We start from the raw sequence: 23,089 nt of genomic DNA, 5'->3' as shown, positions 1-23,089 counted from the left end.
AGCCCGGGTCCGAGACGACGGCCGCGGGTACGGCGATGGCCGTGAGTCATCGCATGACCCGGTGCGGCGTGCGTGCCGGTCACTTGGACCAAGGCGAACCAATGATGCGCTCGACCATGGTCTCGCGCCGGAAACCCGGAATGAAATGCTCCAGCACGTCCTGGTTCACGGTTCCGTACGTGGTGTCGGGACGGTTTTTGAGCCCTTCGACGAAAGCCTGCAGAAACTCGTTCTTGAAATCACCCCGTGGATGGAGGGCGGTGATTTCCTCCACCTCGCCGGGATCCATCCTGTCCAGCCCCAGGCCGACCACATCGGTCAGTACTCCGAAGTTCGTGGCGGCGATCTCCGGTCCCAGTCGGCCCGGAATTCCGGGCGTCGTGTGCAGCGCAATCGCCATCCACACCGTGTCGGTGGCCGCGGTCGAGAAACCATGGTCGAGCAGAAACTTGCGCGCGTGGTCGGCGCCGTCGAGCTCGAAACGCTGCTCCGTGTCGGAAAACGGCGTCAAGAGGCCGGAATCGTGGAAAAGGGCCGAGAGGTAGAGCAGCTCGGGATCGGGTTCCAGACCGAGCTCGCGAGCCTGAATCGCGCCGAAGAAGAAGACGCGCCGGGAGTGGTGGAAAATAAGGGGGCTGGTTTTCTCCCGTATGAGCCGGGTGGCTTGGGCGGCCGCCGGGGTCTCGGGAACCTCTACGCCCGCGACGATTTCGGTCATGAGCTCTGCGCCCCTTCGGGTATCTTTTTTGTGCTGCACTGGACGGATGCTTTCTTCAACGATGCCGACCACCGGCCTTCCACGCCGCCTCGGTCCGGCCGTGAACCACCCGAATCCGGACACGCAAGGAAGGTGACGATGAGCTCCCACACACATCGGGTCGCGATCCTGGTGTACGACGGGGTCAAACTGCTGGATGTCGCCGGCCCCGCCGAGGTGTTCGCCGAGGCGAATCGGCTTGGCGCCCACTATCGGGTCGTGCTGGTGTCACCGAACGGTGCCGACGTCGTCTCATCGAACGGGATCCGGATCGCGGTCGACGACGACGCCGAGTCCGAACGGGACCCCCACACGTTCCTTGTGGCCGGCGCGGACCTCTACCCGAGTACCCCGGTCGCCCATGATCTGGCCCGGGCCGCTCGGACCCTGTCCGCCCGAGCGGCAAGGACCGCTTCGATCTGCACGGGAGCCTTCGTCCTCGGCGCCGCTGGTCTCCTGGAAGGCAAGCGTGCGACCACGCACTGGAAGGTCACTCACCAGCTCGCCGCGCGCTGCCCGGCCACCCGCGTCGAACCCGACGCGATCTATGTGAGAGACGGCACCACATACACCTCGGCAGGCGTCACCGCCGGCATCGACCTGGCACTGGCGCTCGTGGAGGAGGACCACGGCCCCGACCTCACTCGCGACGTGGCCCGCGCCCTGGTGGTCTACCTGCAGCGCTCGGGCGGCCAGTCACAGTTCTCCGCCCCGCTGCAAGGACCACCACCCCGCACACCGGCGCTCCGCAAGATCACCGACCTGGTGACGGCGGATCCCCCGGGGAACCACTCACTCGGTGAGCTCGCGAAGCACCTCAACCTGAGCCCTCGCCATCTCACCCGGCTCTTTCGCGACGAGCTGTCCACCACCCCGGCCCGCTACGTGGAATCGATACGTTTCGACATGGCGAAAGCCCTGCTCGACCAGGGGCACACCGCTACGCAGGCGGCCGCCCTCGCTGGCTTCCCCAGCTACGAAAGCCTGCGGAGGGTCTTCGCCAGAGAGCTGTCGATCAGCCCTGCGGCCTACCAGCGCCGCTTCGCCACGGCGCGCCGCGGCAACGACGGGTAGGACCACCGGCTTCGACATCCCCCTTGTGCCGCAGGCGGACCGGCACAGGAAGCAGTGGCCGGCGCGGGATTCTTGCGGAGGAGATCGTCCGGGCGGTGGCGTATCAGGAGTCTCAGGCGGTGCTGGTGCTGGTGCTGGTGCCGGTCGGTGCTGGTGCTGGTGCTGGTCGCCAGCCGTGCGACGGTCCTGGAGGCCCCGTGGGCACGGCCCTCGCCCGGACAGCCTCGGCCGTCATCTTCCGCTGGTCACCGCGGCGGGCTCAGCCTGGGTACACCTGGCCGCGCTGGAGGCGGCCCGCGCCGGGCCGGTCCGGGCCGTGCAGCCGGACCCGGGGCCCTGCCCCCGGCGCGGGACGCCCCGCAATGGGGCACGGTCAGGAGTTGACGATGCGGCGCACGTTGTCGACCGATCCGCAGCCGGTCTTCAGCTGACGCTCGCGCTCCTCCCGGAACGCCGCTCCCAGTTCCTCACGCCGCTCCATCGCCACGTTCTCGCGCGCGCCGTTGAGGATGGTGCGCTCCTCCTCGTCGGCGTGGTGGGTGACGGCCTCCACCAGTTCCTCCAGCTTGGAGTCCCACTCCTCGGAGCCGACCTCCTCCACCTCCAGGAGGTCCAGCAGGGCCTTGTTGCCCTCGTCATGCTCGTGCTCGCCGTGTTCGACCTCTTCGTCGTCGATGTTCTTGTACCTCTTCAGGGCGGGATAGACCTTGGCCTCCTCGGCCAGCGCGTGGGCGATCAGCAGGTCCGCGAACTCCTGGAGTGCGGCGGCCCGGTCGGCCTCGACGCTGCGCATCAGGCGGAACAGGTCCTCCATGCGCCGGTGGTCCTGAAGGATGAGCTCGACGACGTCCTGTGTCTCGGCCATGGCAGGGCACCACTTTCGTTGCGAACGGTTGGGGTCACTACCCCCTACCCTCACCGTCTGCATTGATGGCTTGACGGCGCCGCGGCCACGACGGCCCTTCGATGCCCCGTCCGGTCCTGCCCGCTTCCTCCTGCGCAGGTCCATCAGCCCCTCCGGCACGCAGACGTGAAGAAGCTCCCGCTCCTCGTGCTCAGGCGTGACGCCTGCACCGGGCCTGGCCGAGCCGGTCAGCGGTGGAGGGCGTCGCGGAGGGTGGGGTAGCAGTTGATGATCGTGTCGAGTTCGACGATCTGCAGGGTGCGCATGACGGAGTCCTGAGCGCTCGCGAGGCGCAGCCAGCCGCCGGCCTGTGTGGTGGCCTGGTGCGCGGCGACGAGCAGGTTGATGCCGGCGGAGTCCATGAAGGTGACCTGCCGCATGTCGATGACCACTCGGGGAGGAGAACCCAGACGGGAGAGATCGAGGGCCTGCTGGAGGGGCAGGGCTGTGTCGTGGTCGATTTCGCCTGCCACCGTGAGCACGTGGATGCCGTCGGTGGAGGTGGCCACGACCGACAGATGGTCGGGCTGGTGCGCTTTTCCGGTGTCCGCCACGCTTCCCTCCACGCTGTCGGATACTTACAGGCCGGTTCTCCCGGCGGGCCGACCTGCATCGTACGGGCCGGCCCTGTGAGGGGTTGAGCCAGGCGGGGCAGCCAGGGCGTGATGCTGCCGGCGGTGGGTACGCGGCGGGGCGTGAAGGGTGAGGACGGACTGTATGGAATCAGTGCCTGTGGGGGAGGGGGGCGTCACGCCGGAGGCTGAGCCGATGCAGACCACGGTGGCCTTGGACGAGGACGGTACCTGTATCGCCGAGGCCCGCCACCTGGCTGTCCAGTTCCTGGCCGACGTGCAGGCGAAGCACGGGCTGTCGGTGTCGGCCCGTGCGATCGAGGTGACGCAGCTGGTGGTGAGTGAGCTGGTCACCAACGCCCGCAAGTACGCGCCGGGCCCGGTGCTGATGGACCTGCGGATCGTCGATGAACTGGTCGAGGTGACGGTGTGGGATTCGGATCCGGTGCTGCCGGTGGCCCGGGCGGCGGATCCCGGCCGGGTGGGCCAGCACGGCCTGGAGATCGTGATGGCCGTCGCGGAGGCTTTCGAGGTGGCGCGTGAGCCGGTGGGCAAGCGCATCGCCGCGCGCATCGCCCTGATGGACGGCCCCGGCGCCCCCGGATACCGCGCCTTGTAGGGCCAGGACGGCACGGGCAGGCAAGCGAAGGCCGAACAGCTCGCCCACGCCGGTCAGGCGAAACAGCCGCGCGACGACCGGGACCAGGGTGCGTGGTAGTGATCACGGCTGCTGCGGCCGTGCACAGGAGAGTCCTACCGGGTGGCAGACAGCCCGGTCATCGGAGTTCTCCGGCTGCGCTGCGCACTGGCGTGATGATCTCGTCGACGAGCCACCGCGCGGCCTGTGAGGGATAGGGGCTCCGCAGGCTCAGCACGATGTGGGTCACGCCTGCGGCGATGAGCTCCGTGATGGCCTTGCGGTCGGTGGCCGGGTCGTCGTAGGAGACGATGTACTGCACGGAGCGGGTGATCGTCCGCGGATCACGGCCGATGGCGGCGCAGTGGTCGTCCAGAACGGCACTGCGCTCGGTGATGTAGTCCAGCGTGTTGTGCGGCGGTCCGGGGATGTTCCAGATGTCGGCCTGCTCGGCGACCACGCGGAGCGTCCTGTTTCCCCAGCCGCCGATCAGCAGCGGCGGTCCTGACTGCTGAACAGGCTTCGGCTCGTTGCGGTTGCCGGTCAGGGTGTAGTAGCGCCCGTGGAAGTCGAACACGTCCCGAGTCCACATGCTGCGGAGGATGGTGATGGTTTCCTCCAAGCGGGCGATGCCTTCGGCGGGCGGGACGAGCGTGAGGCCGTAGGCCCCGTACTCCGCGACGGCCGGATTCTCGCCGGCGATGCCGCCCGCGTCGGGTGGCTGCACGGTGCCGCCCACGCCGAGGCCCATGATCAGGCGGCCGCCGGAGATCACGTCGACTGTTGTGGCGATTTTGCCGAGGAGGGCGGGTGGCCGGAGCCGGTTGCTCGTCACGAGCAGGCCCAGGCGCAGCCGCCGGGTTCTGGCGGCCAGGGCGCTCAGCAGCGTCCATCCTTCGAGGACGTGCCCGTCCTTGGGGCCGGCGACCGGCATGAGGTGGTCCCACAGCCAGGCGTCCGCGATGTCGGGCAGGTCGTCGGCCTCCTGCCACACGCGGAGGATGTCCTCGTAGGGAACCCGCATCGGGGTGGTCTTGATTCCGAACGTCAGGGAGGGGAGCTGCTGGTCGGACATGGTTGTCACGCGCCCTTCGAGTCGACGCGCCGCCATTGACGGTGACGCCATCATCACCGTAGCGGATCGTCAGTATCGCTGACCATCAGTCCCCGGATACCCTGCGGCCATGACTCGCGACGCACCGCCCGAGGTCCTCTCCTCCCGCCTCGGTTATCTGCTGAAGCACGCGTACCTGCGGTTGACCGAAGAGTCCGCGCGGGCCTTGGCACCGCACGGGATCGACGGCCGTGAACTGGCGGTTCTCGCCGTCCTCGACGCGCATGACGAGCTGTCTCAACTGGAGGCGTCGAGCAAGCTGGGCATCGACCGCACGACGATGGTGGCCCTCATCGACGCTTTGGAGGGCAAGGAGCTCGTCGAGCGCCGCCGCAGTCCGCAGGACCGGCGCAAGAACATCGTGCAGCTGACGCCGGCCGGACGGGAGCGCCTTCGCGACGCCGAAATCGCCCGCCAGGAGATGGAACGCCGGTTCCTCGCCCCGCTGTCCAGAACAGACGCCACGTGCTTGGTCCGTGCCCTGCAGTCCGTTGTCGGTGCCCCGACGAGAGATGGCCAGGCGTCTGACTCGGCATGAGGGACGGCGGCGACCCACATCCCTGGCCGTCCGCAAAATGGGCGAGACGGTCTCCAACCGCCCCGGATCACGCGGCGTCAGCCTTCGGGCGTGGACCAGTTGACCCCGTTCGAAGCGGTCCGGTGCGGCCGAGGGCTGGGATCCGGGCGGCCAAGTCCCGTGAGCCGTCCAGCGGCTCATCCTTGGCAGCCATACCCAGAGCGCCCGGGCCCGTCAGAGTCCGAACAGGTCTGCTGCGTTGTCGTGGCACACGGCCCGCAGCCACTCCTGGCCGATTTCCAGCCGTTCCAGTGCCTGGAGCTGGTGCAGGTAGCGGTAGGGGATGTTGGGGAAGTCGGAGCCGAGCAGGATTCGGTTGCCGAGGTCGGCGAGCCGGGGCAGGGCCTGGCGGGGGAAGGGCTCGAGTTCCTCGGTGAAGTCGGTGAACGTCATCGTCGTGTCCAGCCGGACCTCGTCGTATCGCTCGGCGAGATCGAGGAACTCCTGGTACTCGGGCATGCCCATGTGCGCGATGATCAGCCGCAGCTTCGGGTGGCGGGCGAGCACTCGCGCGACGGGTTCGGGGCCGGTGTGCTTTCCGGGCGCCGGTCCTGAGCCGCAGTGCATCACCACGGGGACGCGGGCCTCGGCCAGCAGTCCCCACGCCTGCTGGAGTCGCTCGTCGGCCGGATCGTACGCCCCCACCTGCACGTGCGCCTTGAACACCCTGGCGCCGGCTTCGAGGGCCTCGCGGACGTAGGTCTCGACGTCGGGCTCGGGGTAGAGGGTGGCGGTATGCAGGCAGTCGGGGGTGCGCCGGGCGAAGTCGGCCGCCCAGCCGTTCAGCCACCGGGCCATCCCCGGCTTGTGGGGGTAGAGCATCGAGGTGAAGGCCCGCACGCCGAACTCCCGCAGCAGCAACGTGCGCTCCGACTCCTCCTTCCGGTAGGTGATCGGCCACTCCAGGCCGCCGATCAGCGGCCCGTTGGTGTCGAAGTAGTCCCAGACCTTGTGCAGGACACGCTCGGGCATGAAGTGGGTGTGGACGTCGATCAGCCCGGGCAGACCGAGCCCGCGCCAAAAGCGACGGACCGCAGCTGCCTCCTCGCTCACGACCGTGCGGGGGGAACTCACCTGGTACTACCTCTCTCTCGAACGGCCTGCGACTGCTACCGGCATCAGGGCGCTGAAACGAGCCCGCCAACCTCGGGTATCAGAAGCCCTGGAGGACGCGTTCGGCAAGGAGGGCGAGGCCGGCGACGAGGATCATCGCGGCTCCCGCGACCTTCGCCGTGGCCCGGGCCGCCCCCGGTCGCGCGCTCAGCGCCCGGTCGGCGGCGTAGCCGAGGGGGACATGGGCCAGGGGGCGGGTCACGACGTAGACGCCGCCCAGCGCGGCCAGTTGCAAGGGCTGGGTCGGCTTGCGCAGGGCTTGGTGAACTACGGGTGGGGCGACAGGAAGATCAGCAGGGCCTTTGGGGTACAGGGCACTGACCCCGATCCCTCGCACGAGGAAGTGCCGCGGGCAGGCGGCAACCGTACTGCTGATTTCGGCGGCCACGGGCTCGATCGGGGCCCGAGGGACGCGGGCGTCGACGTACACCAGGTAGGCGACACCGCCCACGGTGAGGGCGGTCCGGCAGACAGGCCGAGCGGCGCCGGGGGGACGACGCCTACGACGACGATCGTGGTGATCAGGGTTCGACCTCGCCGCCTACCAGCAGCTCTGCGACCAGCAGCTCGCCCGCCTGCCCGGCGTCCAGCGCCTGACCGCCACCTTCGTCATGAAGAAGTCGATCGGCTCGGCCCCGCTCGCCTCGGCCCTGATCGAGCGCGTCGTCGACGGGCGCCGCCTCACGCACCGCTGGATGACCGGCGCCGCTCTGGGCCTGTCCGGGACGGCGCTGCTGTGCACGGCCGGCACCAACGGCCCGACACTTGCCCGGCTCGGTCGGCGAGCGCGGCGCCGAACTCCTCTACCGAGTCGGCGACTTCAAGCGCTGGGCACGCAACCGCCCCCGCCGCTGCCGGCACCACCGACCTGGACTGACCGCACCGGCTGGGCCCACCGAGCGGCCGCCATAGCGGCCGCCATACTGCCCGTCACGGGTGGCGTCGGCAACGAGGAGGGCCTGAGCAAAGGCTCAACGACAACCTCAGGCCGGGAAGCCGTAGCTGTAGCCCTGAGCGTCCAGCTGGTTGAGGAGACGGGCGAGCGCCTGCACCGTCTGCGAACGGTCACCGCCGCCGTCGTGCATCAGGATGATCGCGCCGGGGCGCAAGTCCTGGTTGATGTTGCGCAGGATGCCGTCCACACCCGGGCGCCGCCAGTCGTTGGCGTCGTCGCTCCAGCCAAGGGGCTGCAGGTGGTTGGCGCCGGCTATGGCCCGGATCGTCGGGCTCCAGTCGCCGCCGGGTGCCCGGTAGTACACAGGCTTCGCGCCGTTTCCCGCGGCGTTGGTTATCTCGCGCTCGGCGTCGACGATCTCGTGGATGTTGTACTCGGCCGGCTTGCGGCTCTGCTGCTCGTCATGATGGACGGAGTGGTCGCACAGCCGGTCCCCGCGCGCGACGATCGCCTTGGTCAGGTACGGGTACTTCTGGGCGAGCGGCCCGACCTGGCAGAAGGTGGCCTTCGCGTGGTGCTGGGCGAGGAGCGCCAGCACCTGCGGGGTCCACCGCGGGTCCGGGCCGTCGTCGAAGGTGAGCGCTACGGACTTGCCGCTGCCCTCCACCCCGTGGCTGACCACCATGGCGGAGCCCGTCGGGGCGCTCGGCAGTCGCCCGAAGGCATTCGCCGTGCCGGACTGCGAAGCGGGCCCGGACGGATGCGCGGTGGAGCCTCCGGTGCGGCCGGAGTGCGTTTCTCCTGCCGCGCGGCCGGATGCCGACGCGGACGGGGGAGCGGACGAGGGCGACGGCGCCCGGGACGACGAGTGCGGCCTGGGGGAGGAGGGCTTCGTCGAGGGAGTCACGCTGCTGGGAGAGCTCTGAGGTGTGTGCCCGCCTGCGTGCGGCCCGCACGCCGTGAGCGCGGCTCCCGCGATCGCCGCCGTCAGGGCGGCTGCCGTCGCCCCTTTTATTCTGGCCGATGCCACAGATCTACCTCCGTCGGCACCACTCGGTGCACGAATCGCTGCTGGTACTGGTCACGCCGACGCGCGCAGGGCTGAACGCAGGCGCGCCGCCGGGCCGACGGCGCGGCGGCGTCCATGGTCAGGGTCCGCTGGAGATCTGCGTCCCTGTGCATCAGTGCCCAGGGGCTACCGGTCGCTCCGAGCGCTCCGGGGCCGGTCAGGCGGCGGGCTCCATCGCCCGGCCGCGAATCTCCCGGCTATCGATGGTGGCCAGTACATCCGTTTTGCGCCTGATGTCCGACCACAATAAAGGACTCGTACCGCCTTGCTTAAGAATTCCTATCTGTGATGAATGTCGCATTGCGTCCTAAGATGAAGGGGCACGAGGCGAAAACAAGGGGTACGAGGCGAAAACAAAGCCGTCGGCATCGAAATCGGGGTGGATCAGAACTCCGGGATGGCTCTGGCGGTGCCCGCTTATTGGCCAGGGCCCACTCGTGAGGTCCCTGAGTCTGTCACCGGACGCCGCCGTCGTCGTCGAGGGCGCCGGAGAACGCCTCCCGTTCGAGGAGCGCAAGGAGCCTCCCCTGCCGATGGCGGGGGAGGCTTCGCTGCTTGCTCAGAGCGCGGTGCCCGTCTCCTGTGCCAATGTCTGCAGGAGAAGGTCCTGGAACGGCTCGTCGTGGACTGCGCGGTGCGGCTGCAGTCGCCGGCGGTGGTACCAGTATCCGCCGGTGGTCAGGGCCTCGGGGTCGTCGCTGGAGGCGAGCCACTCCTGCGTCTGATGTCCGAGTTCGAGGTCGTCCGGTGCGTTCGGTCCGCCCATCCTGGTCGGTACCCAGCCCGGGTCCACGGCGTTGCTCAGTACCCCGGGGCGCAGGCGGGCCACCGCGGCGGCAAGCGTCGTGACGAACAGCTTGCTGTCGGCGTACGAGCCCGCACTCCGCCCCTGCCAGTCGATCCCGGTGAGCGAGGGCCGCCCCCCGAAGTGCGAGCTGCTGCTCAGGTACACCAGGCGCCGCGGTCCGCGCAGCAGGGCCGTGAGCAGGTACGGGGCGATGATGTTGACCGGCATGACCGCCGGCCCGCTCCACACCCCGGCGTTGTGGATGACCGCGTCGAGCGGCTCCGCGTCGTTCAGCTCGGTGGCGATGCGCCGTACGGCGTCACGGTCCGTGAAGTCGCCGACCACGAGGTGCGCCCCACGGGCGACCAGCGGGTCGAGGCCGGCACCGCGCTCCTGGTTGCGGGCGTGCACCACCACCTCGTGTCCAGCGGACAGCAGCGAATCCGCCGCGGCTCGTCCAAGGCCGTCGGCGGAACCGGTCACCAGGATCCGACTCACGGTCGCACCGCCTCTCGTAGGCGCGATGTCCGGGCGGGCGCCACGGCCGGGAGTGTGAGGGCCGCTTTGGCACCGTGCACCGGCCGTCCCCGCGCCTTCCTCACTCCCCAATGGGATCGCGGAATACGGAAACCGAAGCAAGAAATATCGCGTCTTCCGCTCTGCCCTTGCCCGCAGGTCTCCATGCAACGGAGAGTTCCACTTCGAGTGGACGGTAGCCAGGGACAAAACTGTCCCACCCTGCCGACTTGCCGGTGATCTGAGACTGGACGGCATGACCACCAGCGGACATCTCAACGCGCTGGGCGAATTCCTCAAGGCTCGCCGGGCCGAACTCACCCCCGCCGCGGTCGGTCTGTCCGGGGCCGACGGACGACGGCGGGTGGCCGGGCTGCGTCGGGAAGAGGTGGCCGTGTTCGCCACCATCAGCACCAACTGCTACATCCGTTTGGTGCAGGGCCGTATCACTCCCTCCGCGTCCATGCTTTCCGGCACTCGTCCGCGTCCGTGCTTTCCGCACTCGTCCCCGCGTCCTGCCGAATCTCACGAGCAGCGACAGCCGCGCCTGACGGCCTTCCAGATATTCCCTTCAAAGGGGGGAGTCTCTTCTCGGCGGCCCGGCAGGCTGACGCAGCTGACCTGACGAGACGTCAGCAGATGGCCACAGTGTTGCGGACGATGATCGAGCACAGACCGCCGCAGGCTTTGGTGTGGGCCTCGGCCGTCGGCAGGGTGCACGCGGTGATGCGTGCTGTCCAGGTCACGGATCAGGGCGTTGAGGCCGGTGAGTTCGACGGTGCCACGGCGCGAGCGCGGCCGAGGCGGGTGCGCGTGCCGCGCCGCGTCGGCCGACAGGCCCGCTGATACCGGGCCCCGGATCATACGAAGCCTTTGGTGCCTCAGGAACGTATGGCAGCGAAGTGTGGCAACCGTCGCGGAGAGCCTCCGTGGTCGAGTGGCCCGTGCCACGAGGGGTGTCGCCCGGCTCAGGCGGCAGTGACCAGCAGGCTTTTGGGCGACGGTAAGTCAGGTAAGACCTGCGGACCGCTCTGAGGTCCCCTGTTTCGGCGGTGTGTGCCGTGTCACGCATTCCAAGGGCCGCCTGAGTTGTCTGCATCACAGCGCAAATGTCCATTTAGTGGCCATGCTCGAAACGGATTGCCGACTCCCGAAGTGGAGTTGATCGGCAATTTCCTGGTCGCGAACTCCCAAAGTGACCCACGACACAGCATTCATGACATTTCTCCTTGTTCCCCCGGAAAGGTGCCGCATTATGGCCGCTTACCTCTGTCCTCCTGCCGTGATACACGGCGAGCACGCTGTGAAGACCAGCCAGATCGTGGCGGAGGTGCGTGACCGGCACCCGCACGCGGCGTGGGCGCCGCGGATCGACGGCATCGCGGCCAGTACGGGCATCGAGACCCGCGGGTGGATGCTGCCGCTGGAGGCCGCCGTCGCGCCCGGCAACGGCGGTGGCCTGCGGGCTGTCGGCATCGGATCGGCCCAAGAGGCGTTGGCACGCGACGGGTTCACCCAGCAGGACGTGGACCGCGTGATCACCGCACTTGAGGCGATACCCGCGCCGCAGACCGTCCAGGAGCGCACCGCGCCGGCCTGGGAGGCCGTGCAGTCCTACGGGGAGCGCGCGGCGCGCGGCGCCCTGCAGATCGCCGGGCTGGACGCCGCGGACGTCGACTGCCTGATCACCAGTCACTCCACCACCCCGGCGCTGCCGGGTCTCGACATCGCCCTGGCCAACAAGCTTCCGCTCCGCAACGACGTGATGCTGCTGCCGGCCACGCAGTGGGCCTGTATCGCCGGGACCCGCTCCCTGGCACTGGCGGCGGATCTCGTGGCCGCGGACCCCGACCGGGTGGTCCTGGTCGTGATCGCGGAGGCGCTGAGCACGACCTACCAGCCCGCGGACGACACTCTCGAGTCCCTGATCGTCCGGTTGCTGTTCGCGGACACCGCGGTCGCCGCTGTGGTCACGGGCCGCCAGAGGCGCGAGTCGGTGCTGCGGCTGGACGCCGCCTGGCACCACACCCTGCCCGGCACCCAGGACCTGCACCGCCTGGAGACGCGGGCGGACGGAACCCACTTCGTGATGGACCGGCGCGGGCCGCGCGCCGTACAGGAGACGGTCACCGCGATGTGGGAGTGGCTGCGCGTCCGTTACCAGGACGACCCCGACGCCTGGCACCCCGACGTGCTGCTGGCGCACCCCGGCGGGACCCGGGTGCTGGAGTACATGGAGCAGACGATGCCCGACGCGTGGCCGTCGGGACTGCTGGACTACAGCCGGGACAGCTACACCAGCGGCAACCGTGGAGGCGCCGCCGTGTTCGACATCATGCGGCGGGCCCACGACGCCGGGCAGAAGCCGGGCGATCGCGCCGTCCTGTACTCGGCGGCACCGGGCCTCACCGCCACCGCCCTGGAAGGGGAGTGGCTGTAGTCGAGCCCGCGCCACCCGTACCGGCAAACGGGCCGTCCGCGTCACCGGTCACGCCACCGGTACTGCTGACGGCCCCCTCCGTACCGTCGGTGGCGCCGGGTGACGCGTACGCCGCCCGTACCCTCGCGGCGCTCCCGTACGCCGGCCGCGCCTCCGCCCCGCAGCCGCGTCACCTCGCGACTTCCGCCCAGACCACCTTGCCGGTGTCCGTCCACCGCACCCCCCACCGAGTGGTGAGCCTGTGCACGATGTGCAGGCCACGACCGCCGTCGTCGAGGAGGCCGCCCCGGCGCAGACGCGGCCTGCCGTTGCCGGTGTCGCCCACCTCGCACAGCAGGCCGCGACCGGCCCTGATCAGCCGTACCGTGATGGGACCGGTGGCGAAGCGCACAGCGTTCGTGACCAGCTCGCTGACCAGCAGCAGCACGTTGTCCCGGGTGTCGTCCCTGGTGCGCCATTTCCGCAGCAGCGCGCAGACCTGCGCACGGGCACGGGCGGGGGCGTCGTCGCGGGCGGGCAGCCGCCAGGTCGCGGTGTCCCCCTTGCGGTAGCCGATCATGCGCGCGAGCAGCAGGCTCACGTCGTCGCGCTGGTGGGCGGGTGCCAGCGCGGAGACGACGTGCCGTGCGGCCTGCTGCAGGGCGTCCCAGGGGTGCACCGTGGACACGGTCTCCGCCAGCCTGCCGATGCCCTCGTCGATCGACACGGCCGGGTCCTCCACCAAGCCATCGGTGTAGAGGGCGAGCAGGGAGCCTGGGGGTGCGCCGAACATGTGCACGTCGAACGGCTCCCGCAGCGCGAACTCGGCGCCCAGGCCGGGATGAGGGCGGACCGCGAGCGGGCCCGCGTGCCCGTCCGGGGACACCAGGACCGGCGGGAGGTGGCCGGCGCTGGACAGCGCCACGCGGTGGCTGACCGGGTCGTAGAGGGCGATGCAGCAGGTCGACCCGAGGGCGCTGTAGCCGGCCGTCAGCCCGGACTCCGCGTCGTCCAGCAGCGTCACGGTCTTGTCCAGGTGCTCCAGCACCTCGTCGGGTGCCAGCCCCGCGGACAGCAGCGCGCGGGCCTCCATGCTCAGCTGGCCCATGGTCGCCGCGGCTCCCAGGCCGTGCCCGACGACGTCTCCGACCACCAGCGCGGTCCGGCCGTCCGGCAGCGGAAAGCTGTTCACCCAGTCGCCGCCGACGCCCGCGCTGTCGGGGGTGGCGGGCTGGTAGACGCTGGCGATCTCGATGGTGTCGCCGCCGGTCCGGGGCAGCAGCCGGCGCTGCAACGCCAGCACCTGCTTGTGCTCGCGCTGGTGCTGACGGGCCAGGTCGACGTGGTGGGCGGTCCTGGCCACCAGTTCCTGCAGGTCGAACAGCTCGCTGTCGCGGAAGGGGCAGTCCGCCCGCCGCCAGACCTCCGCCACGCCCAGCACGACGGGCGGCGTGCCGTCCAGGACCAGCGGAATGCACGCCACACCTGCCGACCGGTCGCCGGGCACCAGGGCACGCATCACTCGCGGACTGCCGAGTACCCGCTCGACCGCCTCCCGGTCGGGTATGACGATGGCCTGCGGGGCGTCGTCCCGCCGTACCGCCTGCGCAAGCAGGCGACTCGCGTCGCTGGGAAGATCGTCGCCCGGAGTCACGTAGCCGTCGGGCCACGCCCGGTCCGGCACCAGGGCCGCCCGCCGTAGCCGGATGCGCCCCTGCGGCTGCCCGGTGACTCCCTCGCCCGTCCACACGGCGAAGTCGAGGTCGACGGCGGCCACGTCTCCCCAGGCCAGCAGGGACTCCGCCAGCGACTGCGCGGTCTCGCCGATGTCCAGCGAGGTGCCGATCGCGGTCTCGGCGGCGTACAGATGCAGCCTCCTGGCCATGGCGATCAGGGAGACGGTCAGGCCCTCCTGAGGCACCGCGGCGGGCAGGATGCTCAGCGAGACCACCAGCTCCGACCCGTCGGCGCGCCGCAGGCGCTGGATCCGGGCGACATGCGCCTCACCGGTCGACAGGACCTGCCGCAACCGCCGTGTGACCGTCGGTACGTCCCCGGGGGGCAGGAGATCGACGAAGGGACTCCCGACCACGGCGTCCAGACCCGCGAACACAGGGGCGTCCACATTGCAGCCGGTGATTCTCAGATCCCTGTCCAGGTTGACCACGCCGAGAATCTGATCCTGAGGGCCGGCTGCCGGGTTGTCGGGGACGCCCTGGCGGGTGGCGCGGTCGCCCTGCGTGTCGGCAGGACCGGCAGCCGCTGCCGCTCCGCCGCGCGGGATGTAGCGCCCCAGGGCGCTGCTGACCAGGCTGTACGGCGAAGAGGACGAGGGGGACGGTGTGGAGTCCATACGGCTCTCTCAGCAATCCCCGGCGCAGCGCCGGGGCCGTACTCAAACCCATGCGACGGGCCCCGAGATCCCTGACCGCACACCTCATTGAATAACACCGGTGGTCGCTCCGCCCACACCAGCGGATCCGCGGTGAACGCGGACAGTGACGGAATGCCACGGTCGGTGGGGCCGCGCTCACCTTGCCGGGGGCCGTCCCCCGCCAGGATGCGACGACCGCCGGACCACTGGGCGCCGGCGCCGTCGGCTCTGGTGAGTTGCAGTCGGTGAACCCGGCGCAGGACCGCAGCGGGGGTGTGGCGGTGCGGCTGTACGAGTCCAGGGAACGCCGGATGCGGGCCACCCTCACGCCCGGGTTCCCGGTGGGTCGGGCCGAGGTGACGGGCCTGCCGGTACGGCCGCTGCGCGAAAGCCACTTGGCCTTCGAGCCGCGACCGTTCCAGATCCTCACGCTGCGGCTGCGACCAGAGTGACTACTTGCGTCCCACGCCCTTCTCGCCGATGTGGAAGATCCTGTGGCTGTCGCGGGTCATGTCGACGACCAGCTTGGTGGTGGTGTCGCGGCTCCAGGTGAGGGTGACGACGGCCTCTGTGTAGTTGCGGGTGGTGCCGTTGTCGGTGACCTTCCAGGCGAGCGGGACGTTCTGGGCGCGCAGGACGCCGTCGGCGTGCTCCCGGTCCTCCCAGGCCGCCAGCTCCTTCTGGAAGGCGGGGATGAGGTAGTGGCTGCGCAGGGCCTGGCCGAGGTTGCCCCTGTCCTCGTCGATCACGGCGTCGATGTAGGCGCCGTAGAAGTCGGCGATGCGGGTGATGTCGTCGGACGGTTTGCCGCTGACGCTGCGCGGGGCGCCAGCGGAGGCCTGGGCGGTGGCGCCGAGGCCGAGGGCGACGGCGAGGACGCCGGCGGTCAGTACGGTGCGGGTCTTGCTGCTCATGTGTGTTCCCCGTTTTCCGAGTCGTGCCGAATCACGCCGGATGGCGCTGTCGGTGGTCGTGGGGCCGCCCTCCCCACCCCCGTGGCGGAGGGCGGCCCCGGTCATGTGGTCAGTGCAGCTTGTTCACGGCCGTGACGGTCGTCTTCCTGAAGGCCTTCACCGGCGCGTCCCCGAAGTCGCCCAGCTGACCCCAGTCGACGACCGTGACGGTCCTGCCGTCCCGGCCGACGGAGAGCAGACGGATGTCCGAGGCGCCCCAGGAGGTCACCGTGTGCAGGCCGTAGGCGACACCAAGAGCATCGGCCGTCACGGCCCCCCGGTGCAATGCCGGACGCCCGTCCGGCGACGGTGGAACCATCCCAGCCCATCTGACGTGCAGGTACATGGACCGCCTGGGATACGGGGACACGTGGGAGGACGGGGGAACGGTGTCGACCGGGGACGACGTCGAGCAGTTCGCGGCGCTGCTGCGCCGACTGAAGGACCGCACGGACCGGAGCTACGGCTCTCTGGCCCGGCGCCTCAACATGAACACCTCCACGCTGCACCGCTACTGCGCGGGCGAGGCGGTCCCGCAGGACTACGCCCCGGTGGAGCGCCTGGCCGCCTTCTGCGGGGCGACGCCGGAGGAGCGCCTCGAACTGCACCGCCTGTGGCTGCTCGCGGTGACGGCACGACAGCGGCCGAGGGCGGGTGCGGGGGGCGCGGCGGAGCCGGCAAGGGCCGAGGAGGCAGCGGAGCCGGCAAAGGCCGAGGGGGTGTTGGAGCCGACAGGGGGCGAGCGGGCTTCGGGTCCGGACAGCCGGACGGCGCGGGGTGTGGGTGGCGGCGCGGACCGCGTCGGTGGTGACGGCGGTGGCAGGAGCGGTGCACCGCCGCGACTCGGCGCGGGCGCACCCGACGCCGGGCTGCCCGCCCCCGACGCTCCCGGACCGGGCAGTCCCGAGGCGACGGCCCCATGGGACACGGCCCGCTCGACCGGACGGCCCTGGTACCGCCGTCGCCGCACCGTCGTCGGAGCCGCCGCGGCGACCGCGCTGCTGGTGACGCTGGGCAGTCTGTCGGCGCTGTCGGCAGATCGGTCTGACGACAACTCCGCCGAGGCCCCCGGTCAGTCCCGTACGACAGGAGCCGGTACGTCACACCACCCCTCGGCCACTGCGACCAGTCCCTCGCCCAGCCGTTCGTCGGCCTCGCCCTCCGCAGGAGTACGGGCTTCGGGGAGCGCCGAGTCGAAGGGCGGACCGTCGGCGGAGACGAAGAGCGACGCCCCGGTACCGACCGGTGTGCCGCTCGCCTGGACCGCCGACTCGCAGATCTGGCAGGGCGGTTGCGGGCACGACTACGTCATCGGGAAGAAGCCGACCCAGGTACCCCCGCCGCCCGAGCAGCAGGACGCCGGGGCGTGGGCGGTGACGCAGGGGGCGGTGCACGGGGGGCAGACGATGGTGCAGATCTCCGTGCAGGGGAAGTCGTCCACGGCCGTGGTCCTGGAGGCCCTCCGGGTCCGTATCGTCAGCCGCGGCACCCCGGTCACCGGCAACGCGTATGCCATGGACCAGGGTTGCGGGGGAGCCCTGACGCCCCGTGACTTCTCCGTGAATCTCGATCTCAACCGCCCGATCGCCCACGCGCGCCCGGGCAACGACAGCGGGAAGCCCCTCCCCGCGGTGCAGTTCCCCTACCGCGTCTCCGCCGAGGACCCGGAGGTGCTGCTGGTCACCGCGACGACCGAGACCTATGACTGCAACTGGTACCTGGAACTCGACTGGTCCTCCGAGGGCCGCACCGGCACGGTCCGCATCGACGACCACGGGCGCCCGTTCCGCACCAGCAGCATCAAGGGACTGCCCCGCTACTGGTACGGCACGAACGGCGCCGGTGTGCGTCAGTGGGTACCCGCCGACTCCTGGACTCCGACAGCGGCGTGAACCCCGGCTGGTGATCCTTCGGAGGGCTCGGCCTCCCGGGCCCGCCGCTGCTGCGCGCCCGGACTGGGGGACCGGGCGCGGGGTTACGGCGGCGGCGAGCCCCGGGGCAGCCGCCGGCACAGGGCGGCCCGTCCGTCGGGGAACGGTGCCGGCCCGGCGAACACGATGGCGAGCACGCGGGAAGGTACTTCGTCGTCAAGGGGCGCGTGGGCGGCGGCGTGTGATGCATCGACCAGCAGGGCGTAGAGCTCGGGCCGCGGTGGCCTGGGCACACTTTTCGCGGCTCTCCGCAGTGACCCTGCCTCCCGTCGGAAGGCAGGGCCTACGCTGTGACCTGTGACCATGTGATCTTGGATGGTCCACACAACTGTCCATAGCGACGGTGGCCGCGTTGTCGGCGTACGGGTGAGCGTGCATAGGTGTGCAGCAAGTCGAGACCCGTTGCCATCGCGTGGGGGCCCTGATCAGCACGGCGCCACTAACTCCGCCGAAACGCGCACAGTTGGCCCGACTGCTAGCCGCCCTCGTGGACCACCACAGCCAGACCATGGGAGCGGTCACGCGCCCGGCCTGGATCGATGCAGCAAGCACACGGACGCATCGCTGTGCACGTCAGCCGTATGCCGACACGCACCTGTGCGGAAGCAGCGGCACAACGCCCCGCACCGCCGACCGTCCCGACGCGAACTCACGGGTGCACCGGTGTGCGTCAGGCGGATGCATCCGTGAGTTCGGATGGAGAACGAGGATGCTGAGCGATCCGAAGGGCTTCGGCGGTAAGGCCGGCGGACGTCCTCGGCTATGACGGGCGCCCGCCGAACTGCCAGTTGTGCACCTCGATGTCGGAGTACAGGTCCGGGGCCAGAAAGGAGCGTGCCGTGTCCGGGTCCGGCGCCCGGACCAGCGCCGCAGTGCCCAGCCAAGTGGCCCCGTTGTCGGACAGCAGTGGCCCGTAGGCGATCAGCTCGTCCCGGTCGGGCGGCACCGCGAGGTCGGCGGCCTGCCTTGTGCCGAGGCCGAGCACCAGATACCGGCTGCCACCGTTCCGGCCGCCGGGGAAATCCCACATGGTGCGTCCCAGCATGTTGCGCCACCGTCGCAGCAGCACGTCCCGGTAGACGCCGGCCTGGTAGTTCGGCTCGTCGAACGCGAACACTCGGGCAGCGGCCGGATCGGGCAGGTCGAGAATGTGCACGCTGCCAGTGGGTGTGTCGCCGTCGTCGGCGAGGGTCGGGCCCCGGGCGATCATCTCCTTGGCGTACCGGTCCATATAGGACCAATGCTCTTCCCGCAGCTCGTAGCGCAGCGGCAGGGAGTCGGCCCGGTCGCGGTGGTAGCAGAAGAACTCCATGCCCGAAGGATGTCTGATCATCGGTGTGTGAAGACAGAGGACAGGGTGGATTCCGATCGTCACCCGCTTCGGCGGCACGCACCACGGCTGCTTCTTGCCGCACGAAGGAGCCAACGACATCGCCTACGCCCTGTTCTCCTTCCCCAGCCTGGCTGCCTACGAGGACTACCGTGCTGCCATCCGGCAGGATCCGGAGGCTCAGCAGCTCTGGCAGCTCAGCACGCAGACCCGCTGCATTCGCCGCTTCGACCGGACCTTCCTCCGCCCGGCAATGCAGCCCACAGGCGGCGTTGAGACCACATAACCCGCTCGCAGACGGGTGTCTCTGACCGGCACTGCTCGGCAGGGACCCCCAGCTCGCTGGCGCCATCACGCGTAACTCCTCACCGGAAGAGACGGAGATGGCCGAACAGCCTTGACCTCAAGTCAAGTTGAGCTTCTACGGTCGGTCTCGTCGAACCAGCTCAGTGCAAAGTTGGAGAAACTGGCCATGGAGTACTCGCACAGTGACGCCGAACTGATCCAGCAGCCCATCGGCTACTGGACTTGGGCGGCCTACAAGGCCGTCGTCACCCGCACCCGGGCCGCCCTCGCCGGGATCGGCACCACCCAACCGCAGTGGTGGGTCCTCGCGCAGGTCGCGCGCGCCGACACCGTCAAGACCCGCGACGAGGTGTCCAGCCTCCTCCGGAACTACCTCGACACGGGTTCGGAAACCATGGAGTCAGAGATCGACAGGACCATCGCCCGGGGCTGGATCACCGAGGACGCCGAGGGACGCCTGGGCATCACGGCCGAGGGCAGGGCGTTCTACGACAAAGCCGCGGCCCTTCAGGACGAACTATGGGCGGAACGGCATGCGGGCATCTCTGACGAGGAGTACCTGACCACCCTCAAGGTGCTGCAGCGATTCATCCACAACACGCACGGGCGTGCCTGGCACCACTAGGTTCTGATCGAAACCAACGTGTTCGGCACCCTGTGGGTCACCCAGGGTTTTCTCCCGCACCCTCGCTTTCCAGGTCGTCCCACAGCTCTACGCCGAGCGACTCAAGACCTGGGAGCAGTGGGCCGAGGGGTCCGCCGAGGCAGAGGCCGGCCAGGGCTGAACACCCCCGAGGGTGGTCCGGACGCATGAGGGATGTCCCGCGCCCGGACCGCTGAACCCGTCAGTGACCACCCACCGTGCGGGACGACTTCGGTGACACCGCTCGACCGACCGAGAGCGTGGTCAGTCCTCATCGACATTTCCGAGCTGTCTGATCGCTGAGTGCTGCCCGAAACCGTCGACAAACGTTGCCGACCCTCACCTACGAAACCAACAGGTTGAAGAGCGCTTGACGTACTCCTCCAAGCGCCGGGTGAGCAGGCCCGAGAGACGGCCGGTGGGCCGGGGGCGGAGCCACTCCCGCGAAATCACTGACGAGCGGGCCAAGGCCTGTGCCGCCACGGATGGGGTCATCGACAACACCGGCGTCGGGATCTCCTCGGCCCCAACGACGCCCGGGTCGTGCTGCGTGCGCTGACGCAGGGGGGAGCCGCTGCTCTCGTGTCAGGCAGCGAGAGGCCGCGGCACTGCCGGCGCTTGCGGAAGAGGCGGGCGGCGTGGTGGAGCGCTGGGAGAACGACAGCGCGGTGTCCGCGGCGGGACTGGCCGCACCGGCTGCTGGCCCACCCCCGCTTCCACCTGCACTTCACGCCCACCGGGTCGTCCTGGCTCAACCTGGTGGAAGGGTGGTTCGCGGAGCTGACCGACAAGCAGATACGGCGAGGCGTCCACAAATCCGTACAGGCCCTGGAGAAGGACATCCGCACCTGGATCGCCGCATGGAACACCGACCCCAGGCCCTACGTCTGGACGAAGACCGCAGACGAGATCCTCGAACGCCTCGCCAGCTATCTGAACAGAATTCCTGACTCAGAAGACTAGGGCCGGAGCACGATCTTGCCGTGGGTGTGCTGCTGTTCCAGCTCGCGGAAGGCGTCTCGCACCTGCTCCAGCGGGTAGGTACGGGCGATCGGAACCTCCAACTGCCCCCGTGCGGCAAGCCGGGCCAGCTCGCCGAGCACGACCGCGCACGCCGCCGCGCCTTCTCCGTAGGTCTGCGCGCCGACCTTGGCCGCTGCCTGCCAGTCGCGGATCGTGTTGATTCGCTCGGGCCGCACGCCCAGCTCCACTGCCAGTGCCACGTAGCCGTCGCCGAAGGTGTCGATGAAAGCGTCGACGCTGCCGCCGGACGCCTGACGGACTCGCTCGGCCACACCTGGACCGTACTCGATCGGAAGGACACCGTGATCCTCCAACCAGGCGTGGTTCCGCTCGCTCGCCAGTCCGATCACCGTGGCGCCGCGCCGCCGCGCGAGCTGCACGGCAAGCGACCCGACTCCGCCCGCCGCACCGGAGACGACGACCGTGTCGTCCGGGCCGGGGTCCACCGCGAACACGGTGGCGTAGGCGGTCGTGCCGGCCACGTACAGCGCCCCGGCCACCTCCCAGGCCAACCCCGCCGGACGGGAGACCAGATTCACGTCGTCGACCACGACGAACTGCGCATGGCTGGCCCGCCTGTGGGTGAAGCCCAAGACCTCATCGCCCACCGCGAAGCCCCGGACGTGCGGGCCCGCCTCCACCACGACGCCGGCCAGATCGCTGCCCTGCCCGGAGGGAAACGCCGCCGGCCAGCGTTCGTGCAGCGCGCCCGTGCGGATGTGCGCTTCGCCGGGCTGTATCCCGGCCGCGCGGACCTCCACCAGCACCTGCCCCGGACCGGGCACCGGCCGCTCCACTTCTTCCACCCTCAGCACATCGATCCCGCCGTACTCGTGAAACCGCACCGCCTGCATTGCGTGATCACCGCACTTTCTCGTCGGGACAAGGCTTGGAAGGCCGCGCGCCGGAGGGCCGACGCCGACCGTGCCACCGCGTTCAAAGATCAAGCGTGGATCCGTATTCCCAAGAGCACTACGACGGCGATGCGGTCTGTGCCGGGCAAGTTGGGCGCGTACCGCTAGGACCGCGCCCGCGTGCGCGAAGGGGAAAGCCACATATCTGGGCGTCGGTGTCAGCGGTGCCCGAGAACGCCCCAGGCGCTGTCACCGGCGGTCGATAACGTGACGGCCGTGATGGTGGGCACTGAAGAAACCCGGCTGGTCGTGCTGCGCGGCAACAGCGCCTCGGGGAAGTCATCTGTCGCGGCCGGCCTCCGCGAGAGATTCGGCCGCGGCCTGGCCCTGGTCGGCCAGGACAACCTCCGCCGCATCGTGCTGCGCGAACACGACCGGCCCGGAGCGGCGAACATCGGCCTGATCGACCTGACGGCTCGCTACGCCCTGGACGCCGGCTATCACGTCGTGGTCGAAGGCATCCTCTACGCCGACCGCTACGGCGACATGCTCGCCCAACTCCGCGCCGATCACCGCGGCCCGAGCCACGGCTACTACCTGGACGTGCCGTTCGACGAAACCCTCGCCCGGCACGCCACAAAGCCGATCGCCGACGACGTCGACGAGACGCACCTGCGCGACTGGTACCGGCCGCGCGATCTGCTGCCCGGCGGCATCGAGACCGTCATCGGCGCCGACAGCGCCCTGCACGAGACCATCGACCGCATCATGCTCGACACCGGCCTGGCCCACCTGCCCGCACTGGACCGCTGATCGGGGCACCGTTGCTTCTGTTGCGCTGCCGGTGCAGGCCGGCCCCCGGCGCCGACGAACTCCTAACAGCCGCCGTGCCCTGCGATGACCGCACGGACGACCCCCGCGGTGCCGCCGGTGGTGTCGTGGCAGGCCCACCACTTCGCCCCCGGGCATGTCGGGTGGCCTCTGGCGGCGAACACTTGGCCGCGGGCCCCGTGGCCCACTGCGACGGCTCTGGGGGCTTGTGCCTACGTTGAAAGGGGCTTCGTCCGGACCACCCTCGGCGTCGGCCGACCGTCGTGAAACGCAACGGTGCATCCGGTCCCGACCGGTCGTCGATCGCGCTTCGACGCAGCTCAGCAAGGATCTCGTTGGTCTGACGGCGCAAAGTGGTCCATGGGCCGCCCATTTGCCCTCTACTCCGTCTAGCAGCCGGACTCCTCCAA

The 23,089-nt window shown here is 69.8% G+C and carries 25 protein-coding genes and 1 pseudogene; 12 read left to right on the top strand and 14 right to left on the bottom strand.

Annotated features, from left to right (window positions below):
- Nucleotides 1-79: 79 nt before the first annotated feature.
- The gene (locus ACIRC0_RS24990; RefSeq protein ID WP_403619453.1) at nt 80-718 is read right to left on the bottom strand and encodes an HD domain-containing protein; all 639 of its coding nucleotides are present in this window, start codon (nt 716-718) and stop codon (nt 80-82) included.
- A gap of 138 nt (nt 719-856) precedes the next feature.
- Between ACIRC0_RS24990 and ACIRC0_RS24985 the strand changes: the two genes are divergently transcribed.
- Complete coding sequence (locus ACIRC0_RS24985) at nt 857-1,831, top strand: GlxA family transcriptional regulator (protein WP_403619451.1); 975 nt, start codon at nt 857-859, stop codon at nt 1,829-1,831.
- A gap of 373 nt (nt 1,832-2,204) precedes the next feature.
- Here the strand turns inward: ACIRC0_RS24985 and ACIRC0_RS24980 are convergent, their stop codons facing one another.
- The gene (locus tag ACIRC0_RS24980; protein WP_403619449.1) at nt 2,205-2,696 is read right to left on the bottom strand and encodes a hemerythrin domain-containing protein; all 492 of its coding nucleotides are present in this window, start codon (nt 2,694-2,696) and stop codon (nt 2,205-2,207) included.
- Between the two features lie 227 nt (nt 2,697-2,923).
- A complete protein-coding gene (locus ACIRC0_RS24975) occupies nt 2,924-3,289 on the bottom strand; it encodes an STAS domain-containing protein (protein WP_403619447.1) in 366 nt (121 codons plus the stop codon).
- Between the two features lie 214 nt (nt 3,290-3,503).
- Between ACIRC0_RS24975 and ACIRC0_RS24970 the strand changes: the two genes are divergently transcribed.
- Nucleotides 3,504-3,926, top strand: a complete 423-nt coding sequence (locus tag ACIRC0_RS24970; RefSeq protein ID WP_403619445.1) for an ATP-binding protein — start codon at nt 3,504-3,506, stop codon at nt 3,924-3,926.
- A gap of 157 nt (nt 3,927-4,083) precedes the next feature.
- On the opposite strand, the gene ACIRC0_RS24965 is transcribed toward ACIRC0_RS24970, so the two are convergent.
- Nucleotides 4,084-5,019, bottom strand: coding sequence for an LLM class flavin-dependent oxidoreductase (locus tag ACIRC0_RS24965; RefSeq protein ID WP_403619443.1), 936 nt, complete (start codon nt 5,017-5,019; stop codon nt 4,084-4,086).
- Between the two features lie 109 nt (nt 5,020-5,128).
- Between ACIRC0_RS24965 and ACIRC0_RS24960 the strand changes: the two genes are divergently transcribed.
- Nucleotides 5,129-5,596 carry a MarR family winged helix-turn-helix transcriptional regulator gene (locus ACIRC0_RS24960; RefSeq protein ID WP_403619441.1) on the top strand — a complete coding sequence of 156 codons (468 nt, stop codon included), beginning with the start codon at nt 5,129-5,131 and terminating at the stop codon, nt 5,594-5,596.
- Nucleotides 5,597-5,809: 213 nt separating this feature from the next.
- Here ACIRC0_RS24960 and ACIRC0_RS24955 read toward each other — a convergent pair whose 3' ends face one another.
- The 4 genes from ACIRC0_RS24955 to ACIRC0_RS24940 form a co-directional block, all read right to left on the bottom strand.
- Nucleotides 5,810-6,709: an amidohydrolase family protein gene (locus tag ACIRC0_RS24955; protein ID WP_403619439.1), complete on the bottom strand. Its 900-nt coding sequence runs from the start codon at nt 6,707-6,709 to the stop codon at nt 5,810-5,812.
- 79 nt (nt 6,710-6,788) lie between these two features.
- Nucleotides 6,789-7,199 carry a hypothetical protein gene (locus ACIRC0_RS24950; protein ID WP_403619436.1) on the bottom strand — a complete coding sequence of 137 codons (411 nt, stop codon included), beginning with the start codon at nt 7,197-7,199 and terminating at the stop codon, nt 6,789-6,791.
- Between the two features lie 70 nt (nt 7,200-7,269).
- A complete protein-coding gene (locus tag ACIRC0_RS24945; RefSeq protein WP_403619433.1) occupies nt 7,270-7,437 on the bottom strand; it encodes a hypothetical protein in 168 nt (55 codons plus the stop codon).
- A gap of 294 nt (nt 7,438-7,731) precedes the next feature.
- Entirely contained in the window at nt 7,732-8,328 is a 597-nt protein-coding gene (locus tag ACIRC0_RS24940) for a polysaccharide deacetylase family protein (RefSeq protein ID WP_403619429.1), read from the bottom strand.
- On the opposite strand from ACIRC0_RS24940, the gene ACIRC0_RS24935 reads away from it, so the two are divergent.
- The gene (locus ACIRC0_RS24935) at nt 8,327-8,569 is read left to right on the top strand and encodes a hypothetical protein (RefSeq protein ID WP_403619426.1); all 243 of its coding nucleotides are present in this window, start codon (nt 8,327-8,329) and stop codon (nt 8,567-8,569) included. The genes ACIRC0_RS24940 and ACIRC0_RS24935 overlap by 2 nt on opposite strands.
- Before the next feature lie 702 nt (nt 8,570-9,271).
- On the opposite strand, the gene ACIRC0_RS24930 is transcribed toward ACIRC0_RS24935, so the two are convergent.
- Nucleotides 9,272-9,997, bottom strand: a complete 726-nt coding sequence (locus ACIRC0_RS24930; RefSeq protein WP_403619425.1) for an SDR family NAD(P)-dependent oxidoreductase — start codon at nt 9,995-9,997, stop codon at nt 9,272-9,274.
- 274 nt (nt 9,998-10,271) lie between these two features.
- Between ACIRC0_RS24930 and ACIRC0_RS24925 the strand changes: the two genes are divergently transcribed.
- Both ACIRC0_RS24925 and ACIRC0_RS24920 read left to right on the top strand, forming a co-directional pair.
- A complete protein-coding gene (locus ACIRC0_RS24925) occupies nt 10,272-10,640 on the top strand; it encodes a hypothetical protein (RefSeq protein WP_403619422.1) in 369 nt (122 codons plus the stop codon).
- A gap of 630 nt (nt 10,641-11,270) precedes the next feature.
- On the top strand, nt 11,271-12,455 hold the full coding sequence (locus ACIRC0_RS24920) for a type III polyketide synthase (RefSeq protein ID WP_403619419.1): 1,185 nt from the start codon (nt 11,271-11,273) through the stop codon (nt 12,453-12,455).
- A 169-nt stretch (nt 12,456-12,624) separates the two neighbouring features.
- Here ACIRC0_RS24920 and ACIRC0_RS24915 read toward each other — a convergent pair whose 3' ends face one another.
- Nucleotides 12,625-14,787, bottom strand: coding sequence for a SpoIIE family protein phosphatase (locus tag ACIRC0_RS24915; protein WP_403619416.1), 2,163 nt, complete (start codon nt 14,785-14,787; stop codon nt 12,625-12,627).
- A 266-nt stretch (nt 14,788-15,053) separates the two neighbouring features.
- Here ACIRC0_RS24915 and ACIRC0_RS24910 point away from each other — a divergent pair, with 266 nt between their 5' ends.
- Nucleotides 15,054-15,260 carry a glycosyl hydrolase-related protein gene (locus tag ACIRC0_RS24910; protein ID WP_403619413.1) on the top strand — a complete coding sequence of 69 codons (207 nt, stop codon included), beginning with the start codon at nt 15,054-15,056 and terminating at the stop codon, nt 15,258-15,260.
- Here ACIRC0_RS24910 and ACIRC0_RS24905 read toward each other — a convergent pair whose 3' ends face one another.
- Nucleotides 15,261-15,722, bottom strand: a complete 462-nt coding sequence (locus tag ACIRC0_RS24905) for a hypothetical protein (RefSeq protein ID WP_403619410.1) — start codon at nt 15,720-15,722, stop codon at nt 15,261-15,263.
- 109 nt (nt 15,723-15,831) lie between these two features.
- Nucleotides 15,832-16,032: a hypothetical protein gene (locus ACIRC0_RS24900; RefSeq protein WP_403620371.1), complete on the bottom strand. Its 201-nt coding sequence runs from the start codon at nt 16,030-16,032 to the stop codon at nt 15,832-15,834.
- A 73-nt stretch (nt 16,033-16,105) separates the two neighbouring features.
- Here ACIRC0_RS24900 and ACIRC0_RS24895 point away from each other — a divergent pair, with 73 nt between their 5' ends.
- Nucleotides 16,106-17,653, top strand: a complete 1,548-nt coding sequence (locus ACIRC0_RS24895) for a helix-turn-helix domain-containing protein (protein ID WP_403619407.1) — start codon at nt 16,106-16,108, stop codon at nt 17,651-17,653.
- A gap of 799 nt (nt 17,654-18,452) precedes the next feature.
- Here the strand turns inward: ACIRC0_RS24895 and ACIRC0_RS24890 are convergent.
- Complete coding sequence (locus tag ACIRC0_RS24890) at nt 18,453-19,004, bottom strand: YciI family protein (RefSeq protein WP_403619404.1); 552 nt, start codon at nt 19,002-19,004, stop codon at nt 18,453-18,455.
- Between the two features lie 49 nt (nt 19,005-19,053).
- On the opposite strand from ACIRC0_RS24890, the gene ACIRC0_RS24885 reads away from it, so the two are divergent.
- From ACIRC0_RS24885 to ACIRC0_RS24875, 3 genes and pseudogenes are all read left to right on the top strand, one after another.
- Nucleotides 19,054-19,308: an NIPSNAP family protein gene (locus ACIRC0_RS24885; RefSeq protein ID WP_403620300.1), complete on the top strand. Its 255-nt coding sequence runs from the start codon at nt 19,054-19,056 to the stop codon at nt 19,306-19,308.
- Nucleotides 19,309-19,494: 186 nt separating this feature from the next.
- A complete protein-coding gene (locus tag ACIRC0_RS24880) occupies nt 19,495-19,953 on the top strand; it encodes a MarR family winged helix-turn-helix transcriptional regulator (RefSeq protein ID WP_403619401.1) in 459 nt (152 codons plus the stop codon).
- 723 nt (nt 19,954-20,676) lie between these two features.
- Nucleotides 20,677-20,934: pseudogene (locus ACIRC0_RS24875) on the top strand (IS630 family transposase); the annotation flags it as partial.
- Here ACIRC0_RS24875 and ACIRC0_RS24870 read toward each other — a convergent pair.
- The gene (locus tag ACIRC0_RS24870; RefSeq protein ID WP_403620297.1) at nt 20,931-21,848 is read right to left on the bottom strand and encodes an NADP-dependent oxidoreductase; all 918 of its coding nucleotides are present in this window, start codon (nt 21,846-21,848) and stop codon (nt 20,931-20,933) included. The pseudogene ACIRC0_RS24875 and the gene ACIRC0_RS24870 sit on opposite strands and share 4 nt — an antisense overlap.
- A gap of 279 nt (nt 21,849-22,127) precedes the next feature.
- On the opposite strand from ACIRC0_RS24870, the gene ACIRC0_RS24865 reads away from it, so the two are divergent.
- Nucleotides 22,128-22,661, top strand: a complete 534-nt coding sequence (locus ACIRC0_RS24865) for a kinase (protein ID WP_403620294.1) — start codon at nt 22,128-22,130, stop codon at nt 22,659-22,661.
- Nucleotides 22,662-23,089: the final 428 nt, after the last annotated feature.

Source organism: Streptomyces sp. NPDC093984 (assembly GCF_044764595.1).
GTDB lineage: Bacteria > Actinomycetota > Actinomycetes > Streptomycetales > Streptomycetaceae > Streptomyces > Streptomyces cynarae.
The sequence above is the reverse complement of the archived record's forward strand: the minus strand, read 5'-3'. Positions and strand labels throughout refer to the sequence as shown.